At 66.4% G+C, this 22,330-nt stretch carries 19 protein-coding genes; 4 read left to right on the forward strand and 15 right to left on the reverse strand.

Annotated elements, in window-relative coordinates; genetic code table 11:
* Positions 1-117: 117 nt before the first annotated feature.
* The 8 genes from purH to ppa all read right to left on the reverse strand — a co-directional run bounded on the left by purH (position 118) and on the right by ppa (position 9,195).
* Positions 118-1,698 (reverse strand): bifunctional phosphoribosylaminoimidazolecarboxamide formyltransferase/IMP cyclohydrolase, encoded by a 1,581-nt coding sequence (purH, locus tag RS027_RS09135; RefSeq protein WP_311956344.1) that lies wholly within the window; start codon positions 1,696-1,698, stop codon positions 118-120.
* A 55-nt stretch (positions 1,699-1,753) separates the two neighbouring features.
* On the reverse strand, positions 1,754-2,047 hold the full coding sequence (gene fis, locus RS027_RS09140) for a DNA-binding transcriptional regulator Fis (RefSeq protein ID WP_311956385.1): 294 nt from the start codon (positions 2,045-2,047) through the stop codon (positions 1,754-1,756).
* A gap of 14 nt (positions 2,048-2,061) precedes the next feature.
* On the reverse strand, positions 2,062-3,099 hold the full coding sequence (dusB, locus tag RS027_RS09145; RefSeq protein WP_311956345.1) for a tRNA dihydrouridine synthase DusB: 1,038 nt from the start codon (positions 3,097-3,099) through the stop codon (positions 2,062-2,064).
* Positions 3,100-3,115: 16 nt separating this feature from the next.
* A complete protein-coding gene (prmA, locus tag RS027_RS09150) occupies positions 3,116-4,039 on the reverse strand; it encodes a 50S ribosomal protein L11 methyltransferase (RefSeq protein WP_311956346.1) in 924 nt (307 codons plus the stop codon).
* A gap of 78 nt (positions 4,040-4,117) precedes the next feature.
* Positions 4,118-5,458 carry an acetyl-CoA carboxylase biotin carboxylase subunit gene (gene accC / locus RS027_RS09155; RefSeq protein ID WP_311956347.1) on the reverse strand — a complete coding sequence of 447 codons (1,341 nt, stop codon included), beginning with the start codon at positions 5,456-5,458 and terminating at the stop codon, positions 4,118-4,120.
* A gap of 31 nt (positions 5,459-5,489) precedes the next feature.
* Positions 5,490-5,966, reverse strand: coding sequence for an acetyl-CoA carboxylase biotin carboxyl carrier protein (gene accB / locus RS027_RS09160; RefSeq protein WP_311956348.1), 477 nt, complete (start codon positions 5,964-5,966; stop codon positions 5,490-5,492).
* Positions 5,967-6,480: 514 nt separating this feature from the next.
* Positions 6,481-8,454, reverse strand: a complete 1,974-nt coding sequence (dsbD, locus tag RS027_RS09165; RefSeq protein ID WP_376717592.1) for a protein-disulfide reductase DsbD — start codon at positions 8,452-8,454, stop codon at positions 6,481-6,483.
* Positions 8,455-8,664: 210 nt separating this feature from the next.
* Positions 8,665-9,195 (reverse strand): inorganic diphosphatase, encoded by a 531-nt coding sequence (ppa, locus tag RS027_RS09170; RefSeq protein WP_311956350.1) that lies wholly within the window; start codon positions 9,193-9,195, stop codon positions 8,665-8,667.
* Positions 9,196-9,479: 284 nt separating this feature from the next.
* On the opposite strand from ppa, the gene RS027_RS09175 reads away from it, so the two are divergent.
* Positions 9,480-11,195: a bifunctional protein-serine/threonine kinase/phosphatase gene (locus RS027_RS09175; protein WP_311956351.1), complete on the forward strand. Its 1,716-nt coding sequence runs from the start codon at positions 9,480-9,482 to the stop codon at positions 11,193-11,195.
* Between the two features lie 487 nt (positions 11,196-11,682).
* On the opposite strand, the gene RS027_RS09180 is transcribed toward RS027_RS09175, so the two are convergent.
* Positions 11,683-12,942: a 6-phosphofructokinase gene (locus tag RS027_RS09180; RefSeq protein ID WP_311956352.1), complete on the reverse strand. Its 1,260-nt coding sequence runs from the start codon at positions 12,940-12,942 to the stop codon at positions 11,683-11,685.
* A gap of 126 nt (positions 12,943-13,068) precedes the next feature.
* Positions 13,069-13,743, reverse strand: a complete 675-nt coding sequence (gene rnt / locus RS027_RS09185) for a ribonuclease T (RefSeq protein ID WP_311956353.1) — start codon at positions 13,741-13,743, stop codon at positions 13,069-13,071.
* A 246-nt stretch (positions 13,744-13,989) separates the two neighbouring features.
* Between rnt and RS027_RS09190 the strand changes: the two genes are divergently transcribed.
* A complete protein-coding gene (locus RS027_RS09190; RefSeq protein WP_311956354.1) occupies positions 13,990-15,210 on the forward strand; it encodes an argininosuccinate synthase in 1,221 nt (406 codons plus the stop codon).
* 69 nt (positions 15,211-15,279) lie between these two features.
* A complete protein-coding gene (locus RS027_RS09195) occupies positions 15,280-15,633 on the forward strand; it encodes an HlyU family transcriptional regulator (protein ID WP_311956355.1) in 354 nt (117 codons plus the stop codon).
* On the opposite strand, the gene RS027_RS09200 is transcribed toward RS027_RS09195, so the two are convergent.
* The 5 genes from RS027_RS09200 to RS027_RS09220 all read right to left on the reverse strand — a co-directional run bounded on the left by RS027_RS09200 (position 15,627) and on the right by RS027_RS09220 (position 21,959).
* On the reverse strand, positions 15,627-18,380 hold the full coding sequence (locus RS027_RS09200) for an ATP-binding protein (RefSeq protein ID WP_311956356.1): 2,754 nt from the start codon (positions 18,378-18,380) through the stop codon (positions 15,627-15,629). The two genes, RS027_RS09195 and RS027_RS09200, sit on opposite strands and share 7 nt — an antisense overlap.
* Positions 18,381-18,383: 3 nt before the next feature.
* Positions 18,384-18,611, reverse strand: coding sequence for a hypothetical protein (locus RS027_RS09205; protein ID WP_311956357.1), 228 nt, complete (start codon positions 18,609-18,611; stop codon positions 18,384-18,386).
* Complete coding sequence (locus RS027_RS09210; RefSeq protein WP_311956358.1) at positions 18,608-20,716, reverse strand: 3'-5' exonuclease; 2,109 nt, start codon at positions 20,714-20,716, stop codon at positions 18,608-18,610. Before RS027_RS09210 ends, RS027_RS09205 begins: the two co-directional genes overlap by 4 nt.
* Positions 20,703-21,086: a response regulator transcription factor gene (locus RS027_RS09215; RefSeq protein WP_311956359.1), complete on the reverse strand. Its 384-nt coding sequence runs from the start codon at positions 21,084-21,086 to the stop codon at positions 20,703-20,705. The genes RS027_RS09210 and RS027_RS09215 overlap by 14 nt, the downstream gene beginning before the upstream one ends.
* 174 nt (positions 21,087-21,260) lie before the next feature.
* Positions 21,261-21,959, reverse strand: coding sequence for an SDR family NAD(P)-dependent oxidoreductase (locus RS027_RS09220; protein ID WP_311956360.1), 699 nt, complete (start codon positions 21,957-21,959; stop codon positions 21,261-21,263).
* 178 nt (positions 21,960-22,137) lie between these two features.
* Between RS027_RS09220 and RS027_RS09225 the strand changes: the two genes are divergently transcribed.
* Complete coding sequence (locus RS027_RS09225; RefSeq protein ID WP_311956361.1) at positions 22,138-22,317, forward strand: hypothetical protein; 180 nt, start codon at positions 22,138-22,140, stop codon at positions 22,315-22,317.
* Positions 22,318-22,330: the final 13 nt, after the last annotated feature.

The following is a 22,330-nucleotide window of genomic DNA, read 5'->3' on the forward strand; positions in this document are numbered from 1 at the left end:
TCATCCGTGAGCATTTGTCGGGGCATGGCAGGCTTGCAGTTTGTTGGCGTAGGAACCTTTATTCTGCGAGCTTGCCCCTATCCTGCCAATACCCCTGCCATGAAACGTCAACAGACCCTAGTGGCGGAAGTGGCGCATGCCGGTAAACACCATGGCGATGCCGGCCTCGTTGGCAGCGTCGATGACTTCCTGGTCGCGCACGGAGCCGCCGGGCTGAATGACCGCGGTAATGCCGGCCTGGGCGGCGGCGTCGATGCCGTCGCGGAAGGGGAAGAAGGCGTCCGAGGCCATCACCGAGCCGGGCACCGGCAGGTTTTCGTCGGCGGCCTTGAGGCCGGCGATTTTGGCCGAATAGACGCGGCTCATCTGCCCCGCGCCCACGCCCACGGTCTGCCCTTCCCTGGCGTAGACGATGGCGTTGGACTTGACGAACTTGGCCACCCGCCAGGCGAAGATCAGGTCATTGAGCTCCTGCTCCGAGGGCGCGCGCTCGCTGACCACCCTGAGCGCGTCCCGGCCCACCGTGCCCCGGTCGCGCTCCTGCACCAAGAGCCCGCCGTTGACGCGCTTGTAGTCCAGTGCCGCTTCGGCCTGACTGCCCGGCCAGCCGGCGCTGGCGTCAAGCAGGCGCACGTTGGGCTTTTTCGCGACGATGGCCGCGGCGTCCTCGTTGATCCCCGGGGCGATGATCACCTCGACGAACTGGCGGTCGATGATGCGCTGCGCGGTCTCGGCGTCGAGCGCCACGTTGAAGGCGATAATGCCGCCGAAGGCGCTGGTGGGGTCGGTCTGAAAGGCCCGGTCGTAGGCATCAACGGCGCTTTGGCCCACGGCCGCGCCGCAGGGGTTGGCGTGCTTGACGATCACGCAGGCGGTGTCGTCAAAGGCCTTTACGCACTCGAAGGCGGCGTCGGTGTCGGCGATGTTATTAAACGAAAGCGGTTTGCCCTGGCGGGTTTGCGCAGTGGCGACGCCGGGCTCCGAGGCGTCGGGCTCGACGTAGAAGGCGGCGTTCTGGTGGGGGTTTTCACCGTAGCGCATGTCCTGCTTTTTGGCCAGCTGCAGGTTGAAGGTGCGCGGAAAGTCGGCGTCGTCGGCGCTCACCCGGCGGCCCAGATAGTCGGCAATGGCGCCGTCGTAGCCGGCGGTGTGCTCGAACGCCTTGACCGCCAGATTAAAGCGCGCGGTGGCGCCGATGCTGCCCGCCCGGGCGGCCAGCTCGTCCAGCACCCGAGCGTAGTCACAGGCGTTGACCACCACGGTGGTGTGGGCGTGGTTCTTGGCGCAGGCGCGCAGCATGGCCGGCCCGCCGATGTCGATGTTCTCGACGGCGTCTTCAAGCGTGCAGTCGGGGTTGGCTACGGTGTCGGCAAAGGGGTAAAGGTTGACCACCACCATGTCGATGGGCGCGATGTCGTTTTCCGCCATGACCGCGTCGTCCTGCCCCCGCCGGGCGAGAATGCCGCCGTGGATTTTGGGGTGCAGGGTCTTGACCCGCCCGTCCATGATTTCCGGGAAGCCGGTGTGCTCGGAGACTTCTCTGACCGGGAGGTCGTTTTTCGCGAGCAGTCGGAAGGTGCCGCCGGTGGACAAAAGCTCGACGCCGTGCTCGTGCAGCCCGCGAGCAAAGTCGACGATGCCGGTTTTATCGGAAACGCTCAGCAGAGCGCGGCGAACGGGGGACGCGGTAGTAGCCATCAAACTCTCTCATCAAACTTTCGTAGGCAGTGGGTCAGATAGAAAACAGCGGCGCCTAGGGGGCGCTGTCGATAAGTCCGTAATGCTTGAGCTTCTTGCGCAGGGTGCCGCGGTTCAACCCCAGCACCTGGGCGGCGCGGGTCTGGTTGCCGTGAGTATACTCCAGCACGGCGGCCAGCAGCGGCGTTTCCACCTCGGCCATGACCATGGCGTAAAGGTCGCTGGTTTCACCGCCGTCAAGGTGTTCAAAGTAGCGCCGCATGGAAGCCTCCACGGCGTCGCGCAGCGGCTTGGGCGGCGCCTCTGGCGGCGTGCTGCCGAGCGCAGCGGCGTCCGGGTGAGCGGGCATCGGGTTGCGATCCGTCATGCGGCGTGGCCTCCTTTGGCTGACAGGCGCGCGGCGGCATCCGGCACCGTGAAAGTGTCCATCCAGTCAAACTGCGTCGCCGGGGTCTCCAGGGCGTTGAACTGCTTTTTCAGGGCGCGCTGCTGCTCCGGCGTAAAGCGCGTATCGGCGGCGAGGTACCAGCCCAGGTGCTTGCGCGCGATGCGCACGCCCATATAGTCGCCGTAAAATTCGTGCAGCGCGGCCAGGTGTTCGCCCAGCACCCGGGCGCGTTCGCCGAGCGTGGGGGCGGCCATCGGCGTGCCGTGATCAAGATAGCGGTTGATCTGCTGGAATATCCACGGGTTGCCCTGGGCGCCGCGGCCGATCATCAGCGCGTCGGCCCGAGTATACGCCAGCACCCGGGCGGCTTTTTCGGGGGTGTCGATATCGCCGTTGGCAAATACCGGCAGCCCCACCCGGGACTTCACCGCGGCGATGGTGTCGTATTCGGCCTCTCCGGCGTAGCGCTGCTGGCGGTGGCGGCCGTGTACGGCAAGCGCCTGGATGCCGGCGTCTTCGGCGATGCCGGCCACGCGCACGGCGTTGTTGCTGTCGGCGCACCAGCCGGTGCGGATTTTCAGCGTCACCGGGATGTCGACCGCAGCGACCACGGCGTTGACGATCTCCGCCACCAGCCGCTCGTCGCGCATCAGAGCCGAGCCCGCGGCCTTGTTGCAGACTTTTTTCGCCGGGCAGCCCATGTTGATGTCGATGACTTCGGCGCCCAGCTCGGCGTTCAGGCGGGCGGCCTCGGCGAGCATGTCGGCGTCGCCGCCGGCAATCTGCACTACCCGAGGCGCGGGCTCGCCGCGGTGATCCATGCGCTGGCGGGATTTGCGCGTGTTCCAAAGCGATGGATCGGAGGTGACCATTTCCCCAACCACCCAGCCGGCGCCCAGCCGCCGGCACAGCTGGCGGAAGGGGCGGTCGGTAACGCCGGCCATGGGCGCCAGTATCGCGCGGTTGGGCAGCGTATAGGGGCCAATGGCAACGGCGGAAGTGGGTGATGTCATAGCGTCAGTCCGGGCGTTAATGCGGGCGCGTGCCGGTCAGGCGCACCCAGCCTTCGCGGTGCGCCGGCTCGTCCATGATAAGCCCACGGGCCCGGTAGGCGTCGAGCACTTCGTCGGCCTGGTGCTCAAGGATCCCGGAAAGCGCGAGCCGCCCGCCGGGGGCCACGCGCCCGGCAATGGCCGGGGCCAGCTCCACCAGCGGGCCGGCAAGGATATTGGCCACCACCAGGGGGTAGCCGGCCTCGGGGTGCTGACGGTCGAGCTCTTCGGGGTAGTAAAGCGCCAGGTCGTCGTGGCTGACGGCGTTGCGTTCGGCGTTGTCACGGCTGGCCTGGAGCGCCTGGGGATCGATATCGGTGCCCGTCGCGTGACGCGCGCCGAGCCTGAGCGCGGCGATGGCCAGAATCCCCGAGCCGCAGCCCACGTCCAGCACCTGGGTGCCGGCAAGCTCGCCGTTGACGGCCAGCTCATCCAGCCAGGCCAGGCACAGCGCCGTGGTGGGGTGAGTGCCGGTGCCGAAGGCAAGGCCGGGGTCGAGGACCAGGTTGATCGCATCCGGCGCCGGCGGTTCGTGCCAGCTGGGCACGATCCACAGCCGCTCGCCCATCTTGAGCGGCTCGAAGGCGTCCATCCATTCGCGCTCCCAGTCGCGGTCGGCCACCAGCTCGTAGTCGATCGCGGGGCAGGGCTCGCCGGGCAGCCGTTCGGCCCAGGCGGCGTGAATGCGCTCGAGCATCTCGCCGACGCCTTCCAGGTCGTCATAAAGGCCGATGAGCACGGTGTCCTGCCATAGCGGCGTGGTGCCGCGCTCGGGTTCGAAGACCGGGTCGTCGTCGGCGTCCTGCAGGCTGATGGCGGTAGCGCCCTCGTCGAGCAGCAGGTCTTCGAGCTGTTCGGCGTGTTCCGGGGGGACGTGGGCTTTGAGCTGTAGCCAGGGCATGGGGTCTGTCTCCGCACGGCGGGGAAAAACGCGGGGCAGCCGGCAGCTGCCCCGCGGCGTGTGCTACCCGGCCGGGCGTCAGGATTCCAGCTTTTTTTCCAGGTAGTGGATGGTCACTTCGCCCTGGCGGAAGTAGCTGTCGCGCACCAGATCCTTGTGCAGGTCGATATTGGTCTTGATGCCTTCCACCAGCAGCTCGTCCAGGCCGTTGCGCATCCGCGTCAGGGCAATGTCGCGATCTTCGCCCCAGGTGATCAGCTTGCCGATCAGCGAGTCGTAGTGGGGCGGAACGGTGTAGCCGGTGTACATGTGCGAATCCATGCGCACGCCAAGGCCGCCCGGCGGGTGATAAAGCGTGACCCGGCCCGGCGAGGGCATGAAGGTGCGGGCGTCTTCGGCGTTGATGCGGCACTCGAAGGCGTGGCCGCTGAGCTTGACGTCGTCCTGGGTGATGGAGAGCGGCCAGCCCGAGGCGATGCGCAGCTGCTCCTTGACGATATCCACCCCGGTGACCATTTCCGTGACCGGATGCTCGACCTGTACTCGGGTGTTCATCTCGATAAAGAAGAACTCGCCGTCTTCGTAGAGAAACTCGAAGGTGCCGGCGCCGCGGTAGTTGATGTCGATACAGGCGTCGCGGCAGGCGTTGAGCACTTTTTCCCGGGCCGCGGGGTCGATGCCCGGCGCCGGGGCCTCTTCGAGCACCTTCTGGTGGCGGCGCTGCAGCGAGCAGTCGCGGTCATAGAGGTGGATGGCGTTGCCCTGGCCGTCGGCCAGCACCTGCACTTCGACGTGGCGCGGCTTCTCGAGGAATTTCTCCATGTACACCGTGCCGTCGCCGAACGCCGAGTGCGCCTCGGTGCGGGTGATGCTGATGGCCGAGAGCAGGTAGCCTTCGGTGTGCACCACGCGCATGCCGCGCCCGCCGCCGCCGGAGGAGGCCTTGATGATGACCGGATAGCCGATGCGCCGGGCGGCGGCCAGGTTGGCATCGTCGTCGTCGTCAAGCGGCCCGTTGGAGCCGGGCACGGTGGGCACGCCGGCTGCCTTCATCGCCTTGATGGCGCTGACCTTGTCGCCCATCAGGCGGATGGTCTCCGCCCGCGGGCCGATGAACCGGAAGCCCGAGCGCTCGACCTGCTCGGCAAAGTCGGCGTTTTCCGAAAGAAAGCCGTAGCCGGGATGAATGGCGCTTGCGTCGGTGACTTCGGCGGCGCTGATAAGCGCGGGAATATGCAGATACGACTGGGCCGACGGCGCCGGGCCAATGCAGACGACCTCGTCGGCCAGGCGCACGTGCATGAGCTCGCGGTCGGCCTGGGAGTGCACCGCGACCGTCTTGATGCCCAGCTCCTTGCACGCGCGCAGGATGCGCAGGGCGATTTCGCCGCGGTTGGCGATCAGTACCTTGTCCAGCATGGGAGGATCCACCCGTGTCAAAAATGAAAGATCAGGCGATGACGACCATGGGCTGATCGAACTCTACCGGCTCGCCGTCTTCCACCAGAACGGCTTCGACCACGCCGTCACGGTCGGCTTCGATCTGGTTCATCATCTTCATGGCTTCGACGATGCACACGGTTTCACCTTTCTTCACGCTGGCGCCGACTTCGACAAAGGGCGTGGCACCCGGGGCCGGGCTGCGGTAGAAGGTGCCGACCATGGGCGAGCTTACTGCCTCACCGCGATAGGCCGGCGCCGCCGGGGCTTCTTCCGGTGCCGGCGTGGCGGTGCCGGGAGCGGCGGGGTCGGGTGCCTGGGTCGGGTACGGGTGGGGCGCAAACTGAGCCATGGGCTGGGGCGCGCAGGGGGTGCCGTTGGGGTGGCGGCTGATGCGTACCGACTCTTCGCCTTCCTGAATCTCGATCTCGCTGATGTTGGACTCTTCCAGCAGCTCGATCAGTTTTTTGACTTTACGAATATCCATGAGGGGGTCCCATACTCATTGAAAGTGAAAACGACAAAAGGCATAAGCGACACAGCGTCCGGACAGTGCCGGCGCGCGAAAGTGCAGCGCCCAGGCAAACGGACATGACGGACGGCGGCGTTTAAGTAGCGCCTTCAGGGCGCGCTCAAACGGCGCAGCACGCACGCCTGGCGGGCGTTTCATGCCGCAGTAAACCTGAAAGAAAAATCCCGAGAACGCGGCACGTTAGTGAACGTTGCGGCTCTATTGGCGCCCCGAACCGTGCACCGGGCTCGCGTGCAGGCGAAGTTTGCCGAAAAAAAGGCAGCCTGTCTAGCGCTGCCTGGGTGCCGCCAGGGCTATCGCCATTGGATATGTCCGAGGAGCCGGGGACAGGTCGAAGAGGGGGTTCTACGCCAGGGGTGGCGTAGGTAGCGTCCAGGGATGGATTCACAGCGCCCCCTCGCAGACCTGTTGACGGCTCAATCCGGCGATTGAGCTAACAGCGATAGCATAGGCCTGCAGGAGGGCAGGCTTAGCTGGCTCGGCTATCGAGCCACTGGCCGAGCTTTTCCAGGTGTCCGCTGAACTCGTCGGCGTTCACCTCGCCCTGGATGCGCGCCTGGGTAATTTCCTCGCCGTCGGCAAAGAACAGAAGGCTCGGCGGGCCGAAGAGGTCAAAGGCTTCCAGCAGCTCCCGGGTGCTGTCGTCGGTTTCAGTGACGTCGGCCTGGATCAGCGTGTAGTCGGCAAGCGCGCCTGCGACCCTGGGGTCGGGGTACACCTCGCGCTCCATAACCTTGCACGAGATGCACCACTCGGCGGTGAAGTCGACAAACGCTGGCTCTCCCTTGGCCGCGGCGTCGTCAAGCGCGTCGTCGAGCCCCGCGAGAGTATCCACCCGGGTGAACTGGGGCTCGGCTGCCGTCGCCGGCGCACCGCCGCCAGCACTCATCTGTTGGGTGCCCTGCAGCGGACGCAGCGGGTTTTTATTGCCCTGGGCGGCGCCCAGCAGCAGCGCGATGCCCCAGGCCAGCAGCAGAATGCCCAGGGCCTGGCGCGCCCGGCCCCAGCCTTGGGGCTGGTTGAACTGCAGCGCCCCCAGCGCCAGCGCCGAGCCCACGGCCAGCGCCGCCCACAGCATCAGCGCAATGGGCGCTGCCACCAGCCGTTCGATCATCCACACGGCGACCCCCAGCAGCAGCAGGCCGAAGGCAATCTTGACGCCGTTCATCCAGGCGCCGGAGCGCGGCAGCAGCGTGGCGCCAAAGGTGCCCGCGAGCAGCAGCGGCAGGCCCATGCCGAGCCCCAGGGCAAACAGCACCATCCCGCCGAGCACGCCGTCGCCGGTGGACGAAATGAATACCATGGCGCCGGCCAGCGGGGCGGTCACGCAGGGCGAGACCACCAGCACCGAGAGCGCCCCGGCCACGGCAATCCCCAGCGGGCCGCTCTGCTGGGCGCGGTTTTGCCAGGCGTCCACCTTGCCGGCAATGCGCGGTGACATGCGCAGCTCAAAGGCGCCGAACATGGCCAGCGCAAAGAGCGTGAACAGCACCGCAAAGGTGATCAGCACCGGCGCCGACTGCAGGTGCGCCTGGAGGTTGAGTCCGGCGCCGAATAGCCCCATCAGCACGCCGACCAGCGCATAGGTCAGCGCCATGCCCAGCACGTAGCTTGCCGAGAGCACGAAGGCCCGGGGGCGGGTGGGGTTCTGGCCGACGATGATCGACGACATGATCGGCAGCATGGGCAGCACGCAGGGCGTGAACGTAAGCCCCAGCCCGGCGAGGAAGAAAAGGCCCAGCGCCAGCGGCAGGCTAGCCTCGTCGAGCAGGGTGGCAAAGCGGCGGTCTTCGCTTTGCGGGCCGCTGAACCCGGCATCCGCGGCGTCGTCTTTGGCAATATCGGACGCCGGGGTCTCTTCACTATCCGCGGCTTCGTTAGCCGGCGCTTCGCTATCCGGGAAAGAAGCGGCGTCACTGGCTACCGGTGACGCTTCGCCGCCAGGGGAAGCCTCATCGATGGGCGAGGCCTGGTCGCTGGCAGCGGCTTCGCCGGCATCGACAAAGGCTGCCGGGGTCGCGGTCTCGGCGGCTTCGAGGGTCATGCGCTCGGGCGGGTAGCAAAGCCCGGCGTCGGCGCAGCCCTGAAACGTCAGCTCGACGTCAAAGGGGCCGTTATACGCCTCTTCCAGGGGCGCCTCGAATACCACGGTGTCGCGGAAGGTGTAGACATCGCCGAGGTATTCGTCGGTGATGAAGGTGCCCGGCGGAAGCTCGGGCTCGCCGAGGCTGACGTCCAGGGACTGGCTCTCGACGGCGAACTGGTGGCGGTAGAGGTAGTAGTCTTCGGCGGCTTCGACGCCGATATACAGGGTGTCGCCGTCGTGCCAGGCGCTGGGCTGAAAGGCCTCGCGCACGGGCAGGAAATCACTCTGGTCATCGCCGGAGAGCCACTGGGCCTGGGCGAGCCCCGGGGGTAGCAAGACGAGCAGCGCAGCAGCCAGAAGCCAGAGGGCTTGGCAGCGCCGCAGCGCGGCGGGCAGGCGGAAATGGAATAGCACGGAATTGTCCTTAGTGGCTGAAAATAGTGGCTGAGAATTCAAAAGCGTTAATGCGCGATCGGCCTTGCCGTCTTCATAACGCGTTAACCTTCGCCGTAAACGCAAACGGGCCGCCCGAAGGCGACCCGTTTGCTGATGAGGCACAAGCGACCGTCAGGCTGTCTGATACGCATCGGCGGCTTTTTCGATGGCCTTGCGTGCGGCGTCGGCGTTGTCCCAGGACTCGACCTTGACCCACTTGCCCTTTTCCAGGTCCTTGTAGTTTTCAAAGAAATGGGCGATTTGCTGGCGCAGAAGCTCGGGTAGATCGGTAACTTCGTTGACATCGTTGTAAAGCACGCACAGTTTGGCGTGGGGCACGCACACGAGCTTGGCGTCCTCACCGGCTTCGTCGGTCATGTTGAGCACGCCCACCGGCCGGGCGCGGATGATGCTGCCGGGAGCCACCGGGTGCGGCGTGACCACCAGGGCATCGAGGGCGTCGCCGTCGTCGGCCAGGGTACGCGGGACGTAACCGTAGTTGGCCGGGTAGAACATCGGCGTGGCCAGGAAGCGGTCAACCATCAGCGCGCCCATGTCTTCGTCGATCTCGTATTTGACCGGCGTGTGATTGGCCGGGACCTCAATGGCCACGTAGATGTCGTTGGGCAGCGCCTTGCCGGCGGGAATGTTGTCAAAGTTCATCGTGGGCTCCTTGGGGCATGTACGTGTTGCAAATCGTCAGGGCAGGGTAGGGCAGGACAGCACAGCTGATGCCGGACATGCTGGAGCCGGATTATACGAACAAGGCGAAAGGATTACCAATGCGATAAAAAACGCCCTGGGCCGACTTGGCAAGCGCCCGCCGTATGCAATAAGTCGCATGGTGGGGCGCGGCGTGCGGCGTGTATGATTTCCGCCTGTTTACGCTTACCGCACAGGGCTTTGCCGGCCACAGCGGAGTCGGGAAGACAAAGCCGGGAGGAAACGTGGCACACGCACAGTTGCTTATCAGTTACGGCCAGGCGCTGGTGGCGCCCGCCCCGCGTCACCCGCGCAGCTCGATGGCGGTATATCTGCCGGAAAGGCCGCTGATGCACGCCAAGGGCGGCTGTGCGGTGATCGGCGACTCGGTATCGTCCGGCGCTCATGCAAGCCAGGCGGCAGACCTTGGCGTGCGGGCCTTCGTCGCGGATTACTTTTCCACGCCCGACCACTGGACCGTCAAAACCTCGGCCACTCGGGTGCTCCACGCGCTGAACGGCTGGTGCCACGGCCAGAGCCGCCAGTCGGAGGCCGAAAGCTTCGTCGCCTCCCTGTCGGCGCTGGTGTTCCGACGGCAAAGTGCCCACCTGTTTCACATTGGCGATACCCTGGTGTTTCGCCTGCGCGGCGCGGAGTTCGAGCAGCTCAGCGCCGAGCATGTGACCGCCCTGGGCGGCTATCGCTATCCGTCCCGGGCGCTGGGCATGGATAACAGCGTAGACATCGACTACGCCCGGTTTCCGCTCAAGCAGGGCGATATTTTCCTCTTCACCACCCGGGCGGCGGTGGGGACGCTGCTGCCCTCTGACTACGTGCGGCTGATACGCAAGGATGCAAGCGACCTTAACGCCGCCTGCGACCGTCTGGTGGCCGAGGCCACTGCCCGGGCCCGGGAGCGCGGCTACGCCGTGGCCCCGTTCTGCTTTCAGCTGGCGCGCATCGACGAGCTGCCCGAAGGGCAAAGCGACGACCCCGGCCAGCTGTACGGCGACCTGCCGATCCCGCCGGAGCTTTCGCCGGGGGATCGGCTGGACGGGCTGGAAGTCACCGAGGTACTGGCGCGCACCGCCCAGTCCCGGGTGTATCGCGTGCAGGACGTGCACACCGGGGCCGAGATCGTGATGAAGGCGCCAAGCCCCGAGCTTTCCCTGCGCAACGCCTACCTGGAGCACTTTCTGCTGCAGCAGTGGGTGGTAGAGCGGGTGTCGTCGCCGTTTGTGGTGCGGGTGGTTGAGCCCTCGCGGCCGCGCCACTATCTGTACTATCTGCTGTCGAGCATACGCGGCGAGACCCTGCGCGAGTGGGCCGAGTGCCACCCCCAGGCAACGCTTGCCCAGCGGCTGGAAATGGCCGGCCAGCTGGGCCATGCGATACAGGCGCTCCACCACCGCGGAGTGCTGCACCAGCAGATCAACCCGGACAACGTGCTGGTCGACGAGCACGGCAAGGTGGTGCTCACCGACTTCAGCGCCTGCCACTTGCGCGATACCGATGGCCACCGCCAGTCCGGCGAAATCCTCCGGCCCATCGGCTTTACCCCGCACACCGCGCCGGAATATGCCCTGGGCGATACCGTCGGTCAGCGCAGCGACCAGTACGGCTACGCCTCTACGGTCTACTGGCTGCTGTGCGGCCAGCTGCCGTATCGGCTGACGCCGGACCGGCTGTGTAACCATACTGATCTGGAAGCGCTCAGCTACCGCAGCGCGCGCAGCGCCAATCCCGAGATCACCCCGGCGCTGGACGATACCCTGCGCCGGGCTCTGGATCCCCAGCGCGCGCTGCGTTTTCGCCGCCTCTCGGAGCTGGTGCACGCGCTACAAATACGCCGCCACCTGTCCCCCCCGGACGCCGCCCAGCGCGCCGACGCCCGGCGCTTCTGGCAGGGCGTAGCGGGTATTCTGCTGTTGCTGCTGGTGCTGTCCTGGATACTGCGGTAGGGGCTGCCGCGATGATGGGGGAAGACTTCTATTCCTCTACCGTCATCGCGAGGAGCGCAGCGACGTGGCGATCTCGTATGTGCGGTGGCGCTTTTCCCCTCTCCTGTCATCGCGAGGAGCGCAGCGACGTGGCGATCTCGTATGTGCGGTGGCGCTTTTCCCCTCTCCTGTCATCGCGAGGAGCGCAGCGACGTGGCGATCTCGTATGTGCGGTGGCGCTTTTTCCCTCTCCTGTCATCGCGAGGAGCGCAGCGACGTGGCGATCTCCTGCCGTGCCGGTAGCAACAAACCCCGAGATTGCTTCGCTGCACTCGCAACGACATAGAGGGAATGTGCGGGAAGCGTGGCACTGACTCTCGCTACTCGTCACCGCGAGCGAAGCGTGGCGGTCTCCTTACTGCGCCGTTAGCAAGTAAACCCGAGATTGCTTCGCTGCGTTTACACTCGCCCTTTGGGTGCTCGCAACGACGTAAGAAGTGAAGCGTTCTTACAGCGTAAACTCCGGCAAACGCTTTTCCACTTTCGCAAGCTTGGGCTTGGCGACCACGGGCAGGCCGTTGTCAAACGGGGGGAAGTCCTCGCCCTGGATCAGCGGCGAGAGATACTCCCGGCAGGCCTGGGTGATGCCAAAGCCGTTCTCGCTGATGAAGTCCCGGGGCATGAAGGTTTCCCGGTTGGCCACCTCGGAGAGCGGTGCGAAAATCACGTCCCACTGGTAGGGCGCCTGGGCGGTGCGGCGGATCGCCGGCATCATCGCGTTCTTGCCCGCCAGCGCCAGCGTGACCGCCTCGCGGCCCACGGCGTAGGCCTGCTCGACGTCGGTTTTGGACGCCAGGTGGCGGGCGGCGCGCTGGAGGTAGTCGGCCACGGCCCAGTGGTACTTGTAGCCCAGGTCCTGCTTGACCATGCCCGCTACCGTCGGCGCCACGCCGCCGAGCTGGCGATGGCCGAAGGCGTCGGTGTTGCCGGCATCGGCAAGGAAGGTGCCGTCTGCGTAGCGTGCGCCTTCGGAAACCACCATCACGCAGTAGCCGTATTCCTTGACGCAGTCGTCGATCCTGGCCATCACCGCTTCGCGGTCAAAGGCGATCTCGGGGAAGATGATCACGTGGGGCGGCTCGCCTTCGCCCTGGCCGGCAAGCCCGCCGGCGGCGGCGATCCAGCCGGCGTGGCGGCCCATGACCTCGAGCACGAACACCTTGGTCGAGGTGGCGCACATTGAGGCAATATCCAGCGACGCTTCAAGGGTCGAGGTGGCGATGTACTTGGCCACGCTGCCAAAGCCCGGCGAGCAGTCGGTGATCGGCAGGTCGTTGTCCACGGTCTTGGGCACGTGGATGGCGGTGAGCGGGTAGCCCATCTTCTCGGAGAGCTGGGACATCTTGAGGCAGGTATCGGCGCTGTCGCCGCCGCCGTTATAGAAGAAGTAGCGGATGTCGTGGGCCTTGAACACCTCGATCAGCCGCTCGTACTGGGCGCGGTGGGTGTCGATGTCCTTGAGCTTGTAGCGGCAGGAGCCAAACGCGCCGCCCGGGGTGTGGCGCAGCGCGGCAATGGTCGCGTCGCTTTCCTGGCTGACGTCGATCAGGTCTTCGGTCAGCGCGCCGATGATGCCGTTACGTCCGGCGTAGACCTTGCCGATGTGCTCCGGCGCTTCGCGGCAGGCTTCGATCACGCCGCAGGCGCTGGCGTTGATGACGGCGGTGACGCCTCCGGACTGGGCATAAAAAGCGTTGTGCTGGGCCATGGAAACGATGTGACTCCTGAAGCGGGACGAAAAAACGCCGGGGGCGGCAAGGCGCCCCGGGGATAGCGACATTAACGGGGGCGGATTTTAGCGCAAAGCGCCGGTGGCTGCATCCGCCCGGCGGGCTCAGTCGGCGCTGTCTTTGTCCATCGCCTGTTCCTGCTGGGCCAGCCGCCAGCCGCCCAGGTCCTTGTAGCGGTTGACCATGGCGCAGAATAGCTCAGCGGTGCGCTCGGTGTCGTAGCGCGCCGAGTGCGCGGCCTTGCTGTCAAATTCGATGCCCGCCGCGCGGCAGGCCCGGGCGAGCACCGTCTGGCCGTAGACCAGCCCGGCAAGCGAGGCGGTATCAAAGCTCGAAAAGGGGTGGAAGGGGTTGCGCTTGATGCCGCAGCGGTTGACCGCGGCGTTCAAAAAGCCGTGGTCGAAGGCAGCGTTGTGGCCCACCAGAATCGCCCGAGTGCAGCCGTGCGACTTGATCGACTTGCGGATCGGGCGAAAAATCTCGCCCAGCGCCTCGCTCTCTTCCATGGCCACCTGCTGGCGCAGCGGGTCGTCGAGCCGGATGCCGGTAAAGTCCAGCGCCGCCTGCTCCACGTTGGCCCCGGTAAAGGGGCGAATGTGATGGGCGTAGGTGGCATCGGGCAAAAGGTTGCCGTCCGCATCCATGGTGAGCGTTACCGCCGCGATTTCCAGCAGCGCATCGCCAGCGGCGTCAAAGCCGCCGGTTTCCAGGTCGACCACGACCGGCAAATAACTGCGAAAACGCCGGGACATCAAATCGCGAGCAATGGCCTCGCTCATGCAGCACTCCTGATTGGCAGATGGGTAGCGGTTGAATAGAAGGGGTGAGTAGCAAATGACACGGGCCGCAAACCGGTGGCGGTGGCGGATCGAAACAGGCCGATTCTAGCAGCTTTTACCCGGCGCTTTATACGCAGCGCCTTATGCGGTATTCGTTGGCGGCCCGGGGCGCTATACTTGGCGTTTGTTTTCATCCGCCGCCGGTGCCCCCGGGCGTCGGCGGGACCTTTCAACGAGGAGCAGAGTATGTCCGATGTCAACAAGGTAGTGCTGGCCTATTCCGGCGGCCTGGACACGTCCGTTATCGTCAAATGGCTGCAGGAAACCTACGGCTGCGAGGTGGTCACCTTTACCGCTGATATCGGCCAGGGCGAAGAAGTTGAGCCGGCCCGGGAAAAGGCCAAAGCGCTTGGGATCAAGGAAATCTACATCGAAGACCTGCGCGAAGAGTTCGTTCGCGACTACGTCTACCCCATGTTTCGCGCCAACACCGTCTACGAAGGCGAGTATCTGCTCGGCACCTCCATCGCCCGCCCGCTGATCGCCAAGCGGCTGGTCGAGATCGCCAACGAGACCGGCGCCGACGCCATTTCCCACGGCGCCACGGGCAAGGGCAACGATCAGGTGCGCTTTGAGCTTGGCGCCTACGCCCTGAAGCCCGGCGTTCAGGTCATCGCCCCCTGGCGCGAGTGGGATCTGAACTCTCGCGAGAAGCTCATGGCCTACTGCGAAGAGCATCAAATTCCGGTGGATTTCTCCGGCCAGAAGAAAAAGTCGCCGTACTCCATGGACGCCAACCTTTTGCACATCTCCTACGAGGGCGGCATTCTTGAAGACCCCTGGGCCGAGGCCGAGGAAGACATGTGGCGCTGGAGCGTGTCCCCCGAGGCGGCGCCGGACACCCCGACCTACATCGAGCTGACCTATGATCAGGGTGACATCGTCGCTATCGACGGCGAGTCGCTGCGTCCCCACGAAGTGCTGTCCAGGCTCAACAAGCTCGGCGGCGACAACGGCATCGGCCGGCTCGATATCGTCGAGAACCGCTACGTGGGCATGAAGTCCCGGGGCTGCTACGAAACTCCCGGCGGCACCATCATGCTAAGCGCCCACCGCGCCATGGAGTCGCTGACCCTGGACCGCGAAGAGGCGCACATGAAAGACCAGCTGATGCCCAAGTACGCCGAAGTGGTCTACAACGGCTACTGGTGGAGCCCGGAGCGCCGCATGCTTCAGGCGGCCATCGACGAAACCCAGGGCAACGTCTCCGGCGTGGTGCGCATGAAGCTCTACAAGGGCAGCGCCACCGTGGTGGGCCGCAAGTCCGACGACTCGCTGTTCGACGAGTCCATTGCTACCTTTGAAGACGACGCTGGCGCCTACGACCAGAAAGACGCCGAAGGCTTTATCAAGCTCAACGCCCTGCGCCTGCGCATCGCCGCCGGCAAGGGCCGCAAGCAGGACTAAGCCGCGCCCGCCGGAACCCGGCGATGCCATGACGAGCGCTGCCTGAAGCTGAGCAGGCGGGAGAAAACCATGCTGAAAAAACTGTTTTCCGGCCTGTTCGGAAGCGCCGGGCACGCCGAGCAGGATCGCGGCCCGGCGCCCGCCGCGCCGGTGGAGTACCGGGGCTACCGCATTATTTCCCGGCCCGGGGTCGAGGACGGCCGCTTTCGCGTCAGCGGCGTGATCCAGCTGCCCCGGGAGGAGGGCGAGGTGCTCGAGCACCGCTTCGAGCGCTCCGACGTGCTGCCCGACCGCGAGGCCTGCGATGCCATGATGGTGAGCAAGGCGCAGCGCTTTATCGACGAAACCGGCGAGGCCATGTTCGGCACCGACCCTCGCCGTGACCCTCGCCACGACGCCGGCGACGACGCCGACGATCAGTGAGCGTCGGGCGCCTCGGGTAGCGCCTCGTCGGCGGCGCCGGGCAGCTCCAGGGTCAGGCAGGCGCCGCCCAGCTGCCGGCTTTCGTTGGCCCACAGCCGGCCGCCCAGATGGGCAATGATCCCCCGACTGATGGCGAGCCCCAGCCCGCTGCCCCGGGGCCGGCCAAGCTCGCCGCCGTCGCGCTCAAGCTGGTGGAACTTGTCGAACACCCGCTCGCGCTCCCCGAGGCTGATGCCCGGGCCGTTGTCTTCCACGCTCAGGCGGAAGCGGTCCTTGTGCGGCGCCAGGCGGATCAGCACCCGAGGAGCGCTGCCGTCGGCAAACTTGCCGGCGTTATCCAACAGGTTGATGATCACCTGCTCCAGCCGGTCGGCATCCCCGGTAACCATGGCCGGGCCGCCGTCCAGCTCCACCGTCAGCGCGATGCCCTGTTCGCGGTGCAGATGGGCGACGGCGTCCACGCTGCGCCGGGCGAGCAGGGCGAGGTCGAGCCGTTCGGGGTTCAGCGTCAGCCGCCCGCTTTCCAGCCGGGCAAGATCGAGGATTTCTTCTATCAGGCGCGACAGCCGCTGGCTTTCGTGGACGATAACGCCGAGAAAGTGGCGGCGCTTGTCGGCGTCCATGGCGTCCCCGTCGTTGAGGATTTCGGCGAAGGCGCGGATCGAGGTCAGCGGGGTGCGCAGCTCGTGGCTGACCATGGCGATGAACTCGTCCTTCAGTCGGTCGAGCTCGCGCAGGCGGGCGTTGGCCCGGCGCAGAGCGGCGCTGGCGCGTTCGAGCTCGGCGGACTTCTGCTCCAGCCGGCGGTTGTACTCCAGCGCCTGGGAGGTGGTGTCGAGAATGCTGAGAATGGACGCCATATCCAGCGCTTCGCCGCGCACCACGGAGTTGATCAGCACCCGGGCCGAGGCGTTGCCAAGCGAGCCGGCCAGCGCCTGCTCGGCGCGGGTGATCAGCCGGTGCGAGGCTTCCCGGTCGTCGCCGGCGTGGCCGTCGCTTTCGTCGGCAAACACCCGGCGGATGGCGGCTTCGCCCAGGTAGCGACGCAGCAGCCCGCCAAGCTCGCCCTGGGTGGTTTGCCCCTGCCACAGCGAGGCGCTCGGCAGGTTGGGGTGCAGCGCCTCGGTAAACAGCGCCGCCTGGGTCTGCTCAAGCGCCGTGGGCCGGGTAAAGAGCGATACGCCGACGTAGAGCCCGACGTTGGCCAGCAGGCTCCAGAGTAGCCCGTGGCTGTAAATGTCCCAGCCGTCCAGGCCAAAGAGCGCGTAGGGGTTGAGCCAGCCAAGGCCCCAGGGACCCTGTTCGATCAGCGCGATGTCGATCCAGCCGGACTGGGCAAAGCCCGGCAGCAGCAGGGTATAGCCCCAGAGAAAAAAGCCGGCCACCAGCCCCCAAAGCGCCCCCGCCCGGGTGGCGCCGCGCCAATAAAGGCCGATCAGCAGCGCGGGGGCGAACTGCGCCGCCCCCACAAAGGAGACGAGCCCAATGGTCACCAGGGTGTAGGCGTCGCCGATCAGCGCGTGATAGACGTAGCCCAGCAGCAAAATCAGCACGATCGCCACCCGGCGAATGCCCAGCAGCCAGGCGGCAAGCCGGCCCGTGCCGCTCAGGTGCAGCCGGCCAAAGCGCAGCAGCAAAGGCATGATCAGCTGGTTGCTGACCATGGTCGACAGCGCAATGGTCTCGACGATCATCATCCCCGTGGCCGCGGAAAGCCCGCCGATGAACACCAGCAGCGGCAGCGCCTCGGCGCCCGTCGACAGCGGCAGAGTGAGCACGAAGCTGTCCGGGTCGGCGCCGTCGCCGCCCAGCAGCAGCCCCGCGAGGGCGATGGGCACCACGAACAGGTTGATCAGCAAAAGGTACAGCGGAAACACCCAGCTGGCGCGGTCGATGTGGGTTTCGTCGACGTTTTCCACCACCAGCACCTGAAACTGCCGCGGCAGGGTGAGAAACGCCAGCACCGCAAGGATCAGCACGCCCACCCAGCCGGTGGCGCCCCCGGGCACCTGCTCAAGCCCCAGCACTCGGGAGAGATCCGGCGTATCGGCCACCTGGCCGAGCAGGTCCATCGGGCCGTTGAACATCACAAACACCACGAAGATGCCCACGGCGAGAAACGCCACCAGTTTGACCAGCGACTCCAGCGCGATGGCCGCGACCATGCCTTCGTGGCGCTCGCTGGCGTCCAGGTGGCGGGTGCCGAAAAGGATGATGAATACCGCCAGCACCAGCGCCACCCAGAAGGACTTGTCGGCCCAGAAGTGCGCCTCCTCCACGGCCAGGTCCGCAGACCCGGGGTAGTTGATCAGCACCGCGTGGCTGACGGTAATGGCCTTGAGCTGCAGAGCGATGTAGGGGGTGCTGCTGATCAGCGCCATCAGCGCGACCACGGCCCCGAGCCTGGCGCTCTTGCCGTAGCGGGCGCTGATGAAGTCGGCAATCGAGGTGATCCGCTGGCGGGCGGCGATGCGCACCATCTTGCGGATGACAAAGGGCGCGGCGAGCATGGCAAGCGTCGGCCCCAGGTAAATCAGCAAAAAGTGCGGCCCCTGGGCCGAAGCGCGGCCGACGCTGCCGTAAAACGTCCAGGCGGTGCAGTACACCGCGATGGATAGCGCATACACCGTGGGCGAGCCGATGGCCGAGCGGCCGGTCTCGGCGCGCCGGTCGCCCCAGGCGGCCACCACAAACAGCACCGCCAGGTAGCCGAAGGCCACGGCGAGGATGAGAATGTCGTTGCGCACGGCCTAGCGCCGGCCTTTGGCGGGCGCCCTGCGGCTTTCCTGCAGCCAGGCGGCGAGGCCGATCACAAACGCCCAGGCGACAAACAGGTAGAGGAGCAGCCAGATGCCGGTGGCCGAGGGCAGTCGGTCGATGACCAGCAGCAGCGGCGGGCAGAACAGCACCGCGGCGGTCACGATCAGCGCAGTCAGGCGCTCGCTGCGGCGCGAACGATGGCGTAGCGGGGTGGTCATGGCGCGGTGGCATCCTCCGTGTCGATGGCGTTGGCCTGCAGGACCAGAAGCGCTTCCAGGGTGTCGATGCCGCGGGCTTCCAGGCGCGGCAGCAGAGAAAGCCACAGCGCCGCGGTGACCCGGGCATCGCCCAGCGCGGTGTGGCGAGTGCCGGGGGGAAAGGCGATGGCGTAGCGCGCGGCCAGGCTGTCCAGGTCGTGGCCGTCCAGGGCCTCGTCCAGCGCCCTTGAGATCAGCAGGGTATCCAGCACCGGCATGGTGAACTCGACGCCCCGGTGGCTGATGGCGAGCATGTCGAAAGAGGCGTTGTGCGCCAGCAGCACGGCGTCGCCGAGGTAGTCGCGAAAGCCGGTGAGCACTTCATCCAGGGGTGGGGCGTCGCTGACGTCGGCGTCGGTGATGCCGTGGATGGCGGTGCTTTCCGGAGAAATCGGCCGGCCGGGGTTGACCCGCTGGGCGAAGGTTTCGTCGGCCAGCACCCGGGCGTTGACGATGCGGCACGCCCCCAGGCTGACCACGGTATCGCCCTGGCGCAGGGCCAGGCCGGTGGTTTCGGTATCGAAGGCGACGATTTCCAGGCTGCGCAGGGCAAGGCCGGCCCGAGGCTCGTCCGGCGAGGGCAGCCCGGCAATGCCGAAGTCGTGAAACTCCGGGCGCGGCGGCACCGCTCGGGGCGGCGGGCCGACTCGGGCGACGGCGGGCAGCGGCAGGCGCAGGCGGGCGCGCTTGCCGTCGTCGTCGGCCAGGCTCCAGACCTCGCTGGCGTGCTGGCGCAGCACTTCGGCGGCGGTGGGCGCCAGCGGCAGGGAGTCCAGCGGCAGGCGCTGCCAGCGGGCAAGTTCACCGTCGGGGATGGCCCGGCCGTACCAGGTCAGGTCGAGATACACCTGCTTGTTGCCCAGGGTGATTTCGCCTTCGAAGCGCTCGCCGTCAAGGCCGCCGGTTTCCGGGCCGCCGGCAGGTTGGCGAGATGCAAGATGCCGGTGGGTTTCAAGATAGTGCAGCAGCGAGTCGATCAGCGCGATCAGCGCCGGGGCGTCGCCCTTGAACCAGGATGGCATGCCCAGCGGCGTGATCAGCCGGCGCTCAGGGTCGAGGCGCTCGTCCAGCGCCTGCCAGAAGTCGTTGGACCAGATGGGCGAGAGCTGCTCCCCTTCGCGTTGCATGTCATCGACGAGATGGCCCAGCCGGGCGATGCTTTCGCCCAGCGCCGGGCCGTCTTCGTCGATGGCCCCGGCCAGCCGCTGGCGCAGGGGGCTTTCGGCGGTGCCCAGGGCCTTGAGCGCGTCGGCGGCGCCGGTAAGGCTTGCCGCCCGGCGGCGCAGGTCGCCAAGCCCGGCGGCAAGCTCGGCGCGCACGCCCATTTCGGTGCGCCAGGCGTGGGTGGCGTCCTGCAGGGTGACCAGACTTTCGCCGTCGCTTTGCACCACCCGGCGCAGGGCGGCCTTGAGCCAGCGCTCGCCGCAGGGGATCAGCAGCTCCCTTGGCGTGCCGTCGTCGGGCAGCCGGTCGAGGGTGCTTTGCAGGCTCGCCGCCGGCAGCAGCGCGTCCAGCCGCTTGCCAAGCCCCGGCGCCGGGTCGCCGTCGAAAAAGCGCTCGGCGGCGGCGTTGAACAGCAGAATACGACGGTGGCGGTCGCACAGCAGCAGCGGCGTGTGCAGGGTTTGCAGCAGCGCTTCCAGCCGCTGGCGGGTGCCCGCGGCCTCCCGAGCGCCTTCGTCCCGGGCGCCGGCCAGGCGCGCGCGATCGGCGCGCCAGCCTTCCCGCACCCGGGCAAGGTCCGGCCCCAGCCCGGTCAGCCAGCCTTCGGGCGGGCGCTCGTCGTGGGCGTCGGGGCTTGCCACCAGCCGCGCCAGCTGGGCCTGGAGGTGGCGCAGCGGGGTGAACAGCATGCGCTCGAGCGCGAGCCCCAGCAGCAGGATGGTCGCCCCGCCGGAGAAACACCCCAGCCACAGCGCGGCGCGCTCCCAGCCGCCCACGCCCAGCCGGCTGTCCAGCCAGGCGGCGAACAGCGTGCCGCCGGCGAGGCTGACGCCGCTGAGCAGAAGCCACAGGCCCACCAGCCGCTGGCGCTTGGGCAGCCCGCGGCGCTTACGGCGCGTCATGGTTGGCCTCGGCCAGCAGCGCGGTGACCTTATCGACCAGCGCCCGGGTGGAAAACGGCTTGGTAACGTAGTCGTCGGCGCCCAGCGCCATGCCCTTTTCGCGCTCGACCTCGCGGCCGTGGGCGGTGAGCATGATGATCGGAAGCTTGCGGGTGGCGTCGTCGGCGCGCAGCCTTTCGAGCACGTCAAACCCGCTGATGCCGGGCAGGCTGATATCGAGCAGCAAAAGGTCCGGCGGGCCAGCGTCGATGTGGGCAAGCGCGCCTTCGCCGTCCTCGGCGGTGAGTACCTCAAAGCCCGCCTGCTGCATTAAAAACTCGAGCGAAAGCACGATGTTGGGTTCGTCGTCCACCACCAGTACCCGAGACATGGCGTTCTCCTGCGGCGTTCTTGTGTTGTTGTAAGGCCAGCGTGGCTGTAAGGCCAGTGTGGCTTAAGTTCCCGTGCTTACCGCAGTCTAGGCACCCGGGGCGCTAGCGGCCAAGGCGACCTTGGCCGAATACCGGGGAGGAAAAAATGAAGAGGGTGTTTACCAATATCAGGCTTACCAGGCCTCGCCAAAGGGCCGCAGATCGAGCTCGAAGGTCCAGGCGGAGCGCTGCTGCCGGGTAAGGAACCAGACACTATCGGCGATGGCATCCGCATTGAGAAAGAAGGTGTCGGGCTTGTCCGGCATCGCTTCCCGGGTGCGCGGCAGATCGATCACCCCGTCGATCACCACATAGGCGACGTGGATATTCTCGGGGCCGAGCTGGCGCGCCAGAGACTGCGTCAGGCTGCGCTGGGCCGCCTTGGCCGAGGCGAAGGGCGCGGTGCCGGCGCGCCCGCGCAGCGCAGCCGAGGCGCCGGTGACGACCAGACTCGCCTGATCGTGCTCGCGCAGCTGATCCAGTACCGCCTGGGTGGCCGCCAGCAGCCCATAGCAGTTGACCCGCCAGGTCGTCTCGAACTCATCCAGCGTCGTTTCGTCGGCGCGCTTGAATACGCCGGCGCCAGCGTTGTAGAGCAGTACCGAGACAGGGCCGAGCTCCTCGCGAATGCGGGCGAAGACCTCACTTGCTCGAACGCCATCGGTGGCGTCGTATTGGTAGGCATGGGTACCGGCGATGTCCTTCTCCCACTCCTTGAGCCTGTCGATATCCCGGGACAGCATGGCGACCTGGTAACCTTCCCGGGCGAAACGGCGTGTCAGTGCCAGGCCGTTGCCCGGACCGATACCGATAATGGCGCAGACTTGATTCATGGCCTTTCTCCCTTGACAAGACGTAGGGCAATCTGCACTGAGTGTAGGTGGCGCTCGGGCCGGGGGTCGAGGGGCTTGATTTCCGCCCGGCGCTGCAGCGCGATGGCAACCTCGTCATGGATGGCCTCTCGTCATGATACTCTCGCAGCAGAGTAAAAGGGACGACAGGAGAGCGCGAATGCCGAGAAGCAAATGGATATGGGGAGTGTGGAGCCTGGTGCTTTTAAGCTACCTGATTCCCTATACTCTGCTGACCCGGGTCCAGGCCTGGTACGGAAGCTTTCTCTTCTGGACCCTCGTCGGCCTGGCGGTGATCGCCCTCAACGTCGTTATCACCAAAGACTTCAAAGGAAAATAACAAGAGGTAATGG

The sequence above is a fragment of the Halomonas garicola genome (genome assembly GCF_031935715.1).
GTDB classification, from domain to species: domain Bacteria; phylum Pseudomonadota; class Gammaproteobacteria; order Pseudomonadales; family Halomonadaceae; genus Vreelandella; species Vreelandella garicola.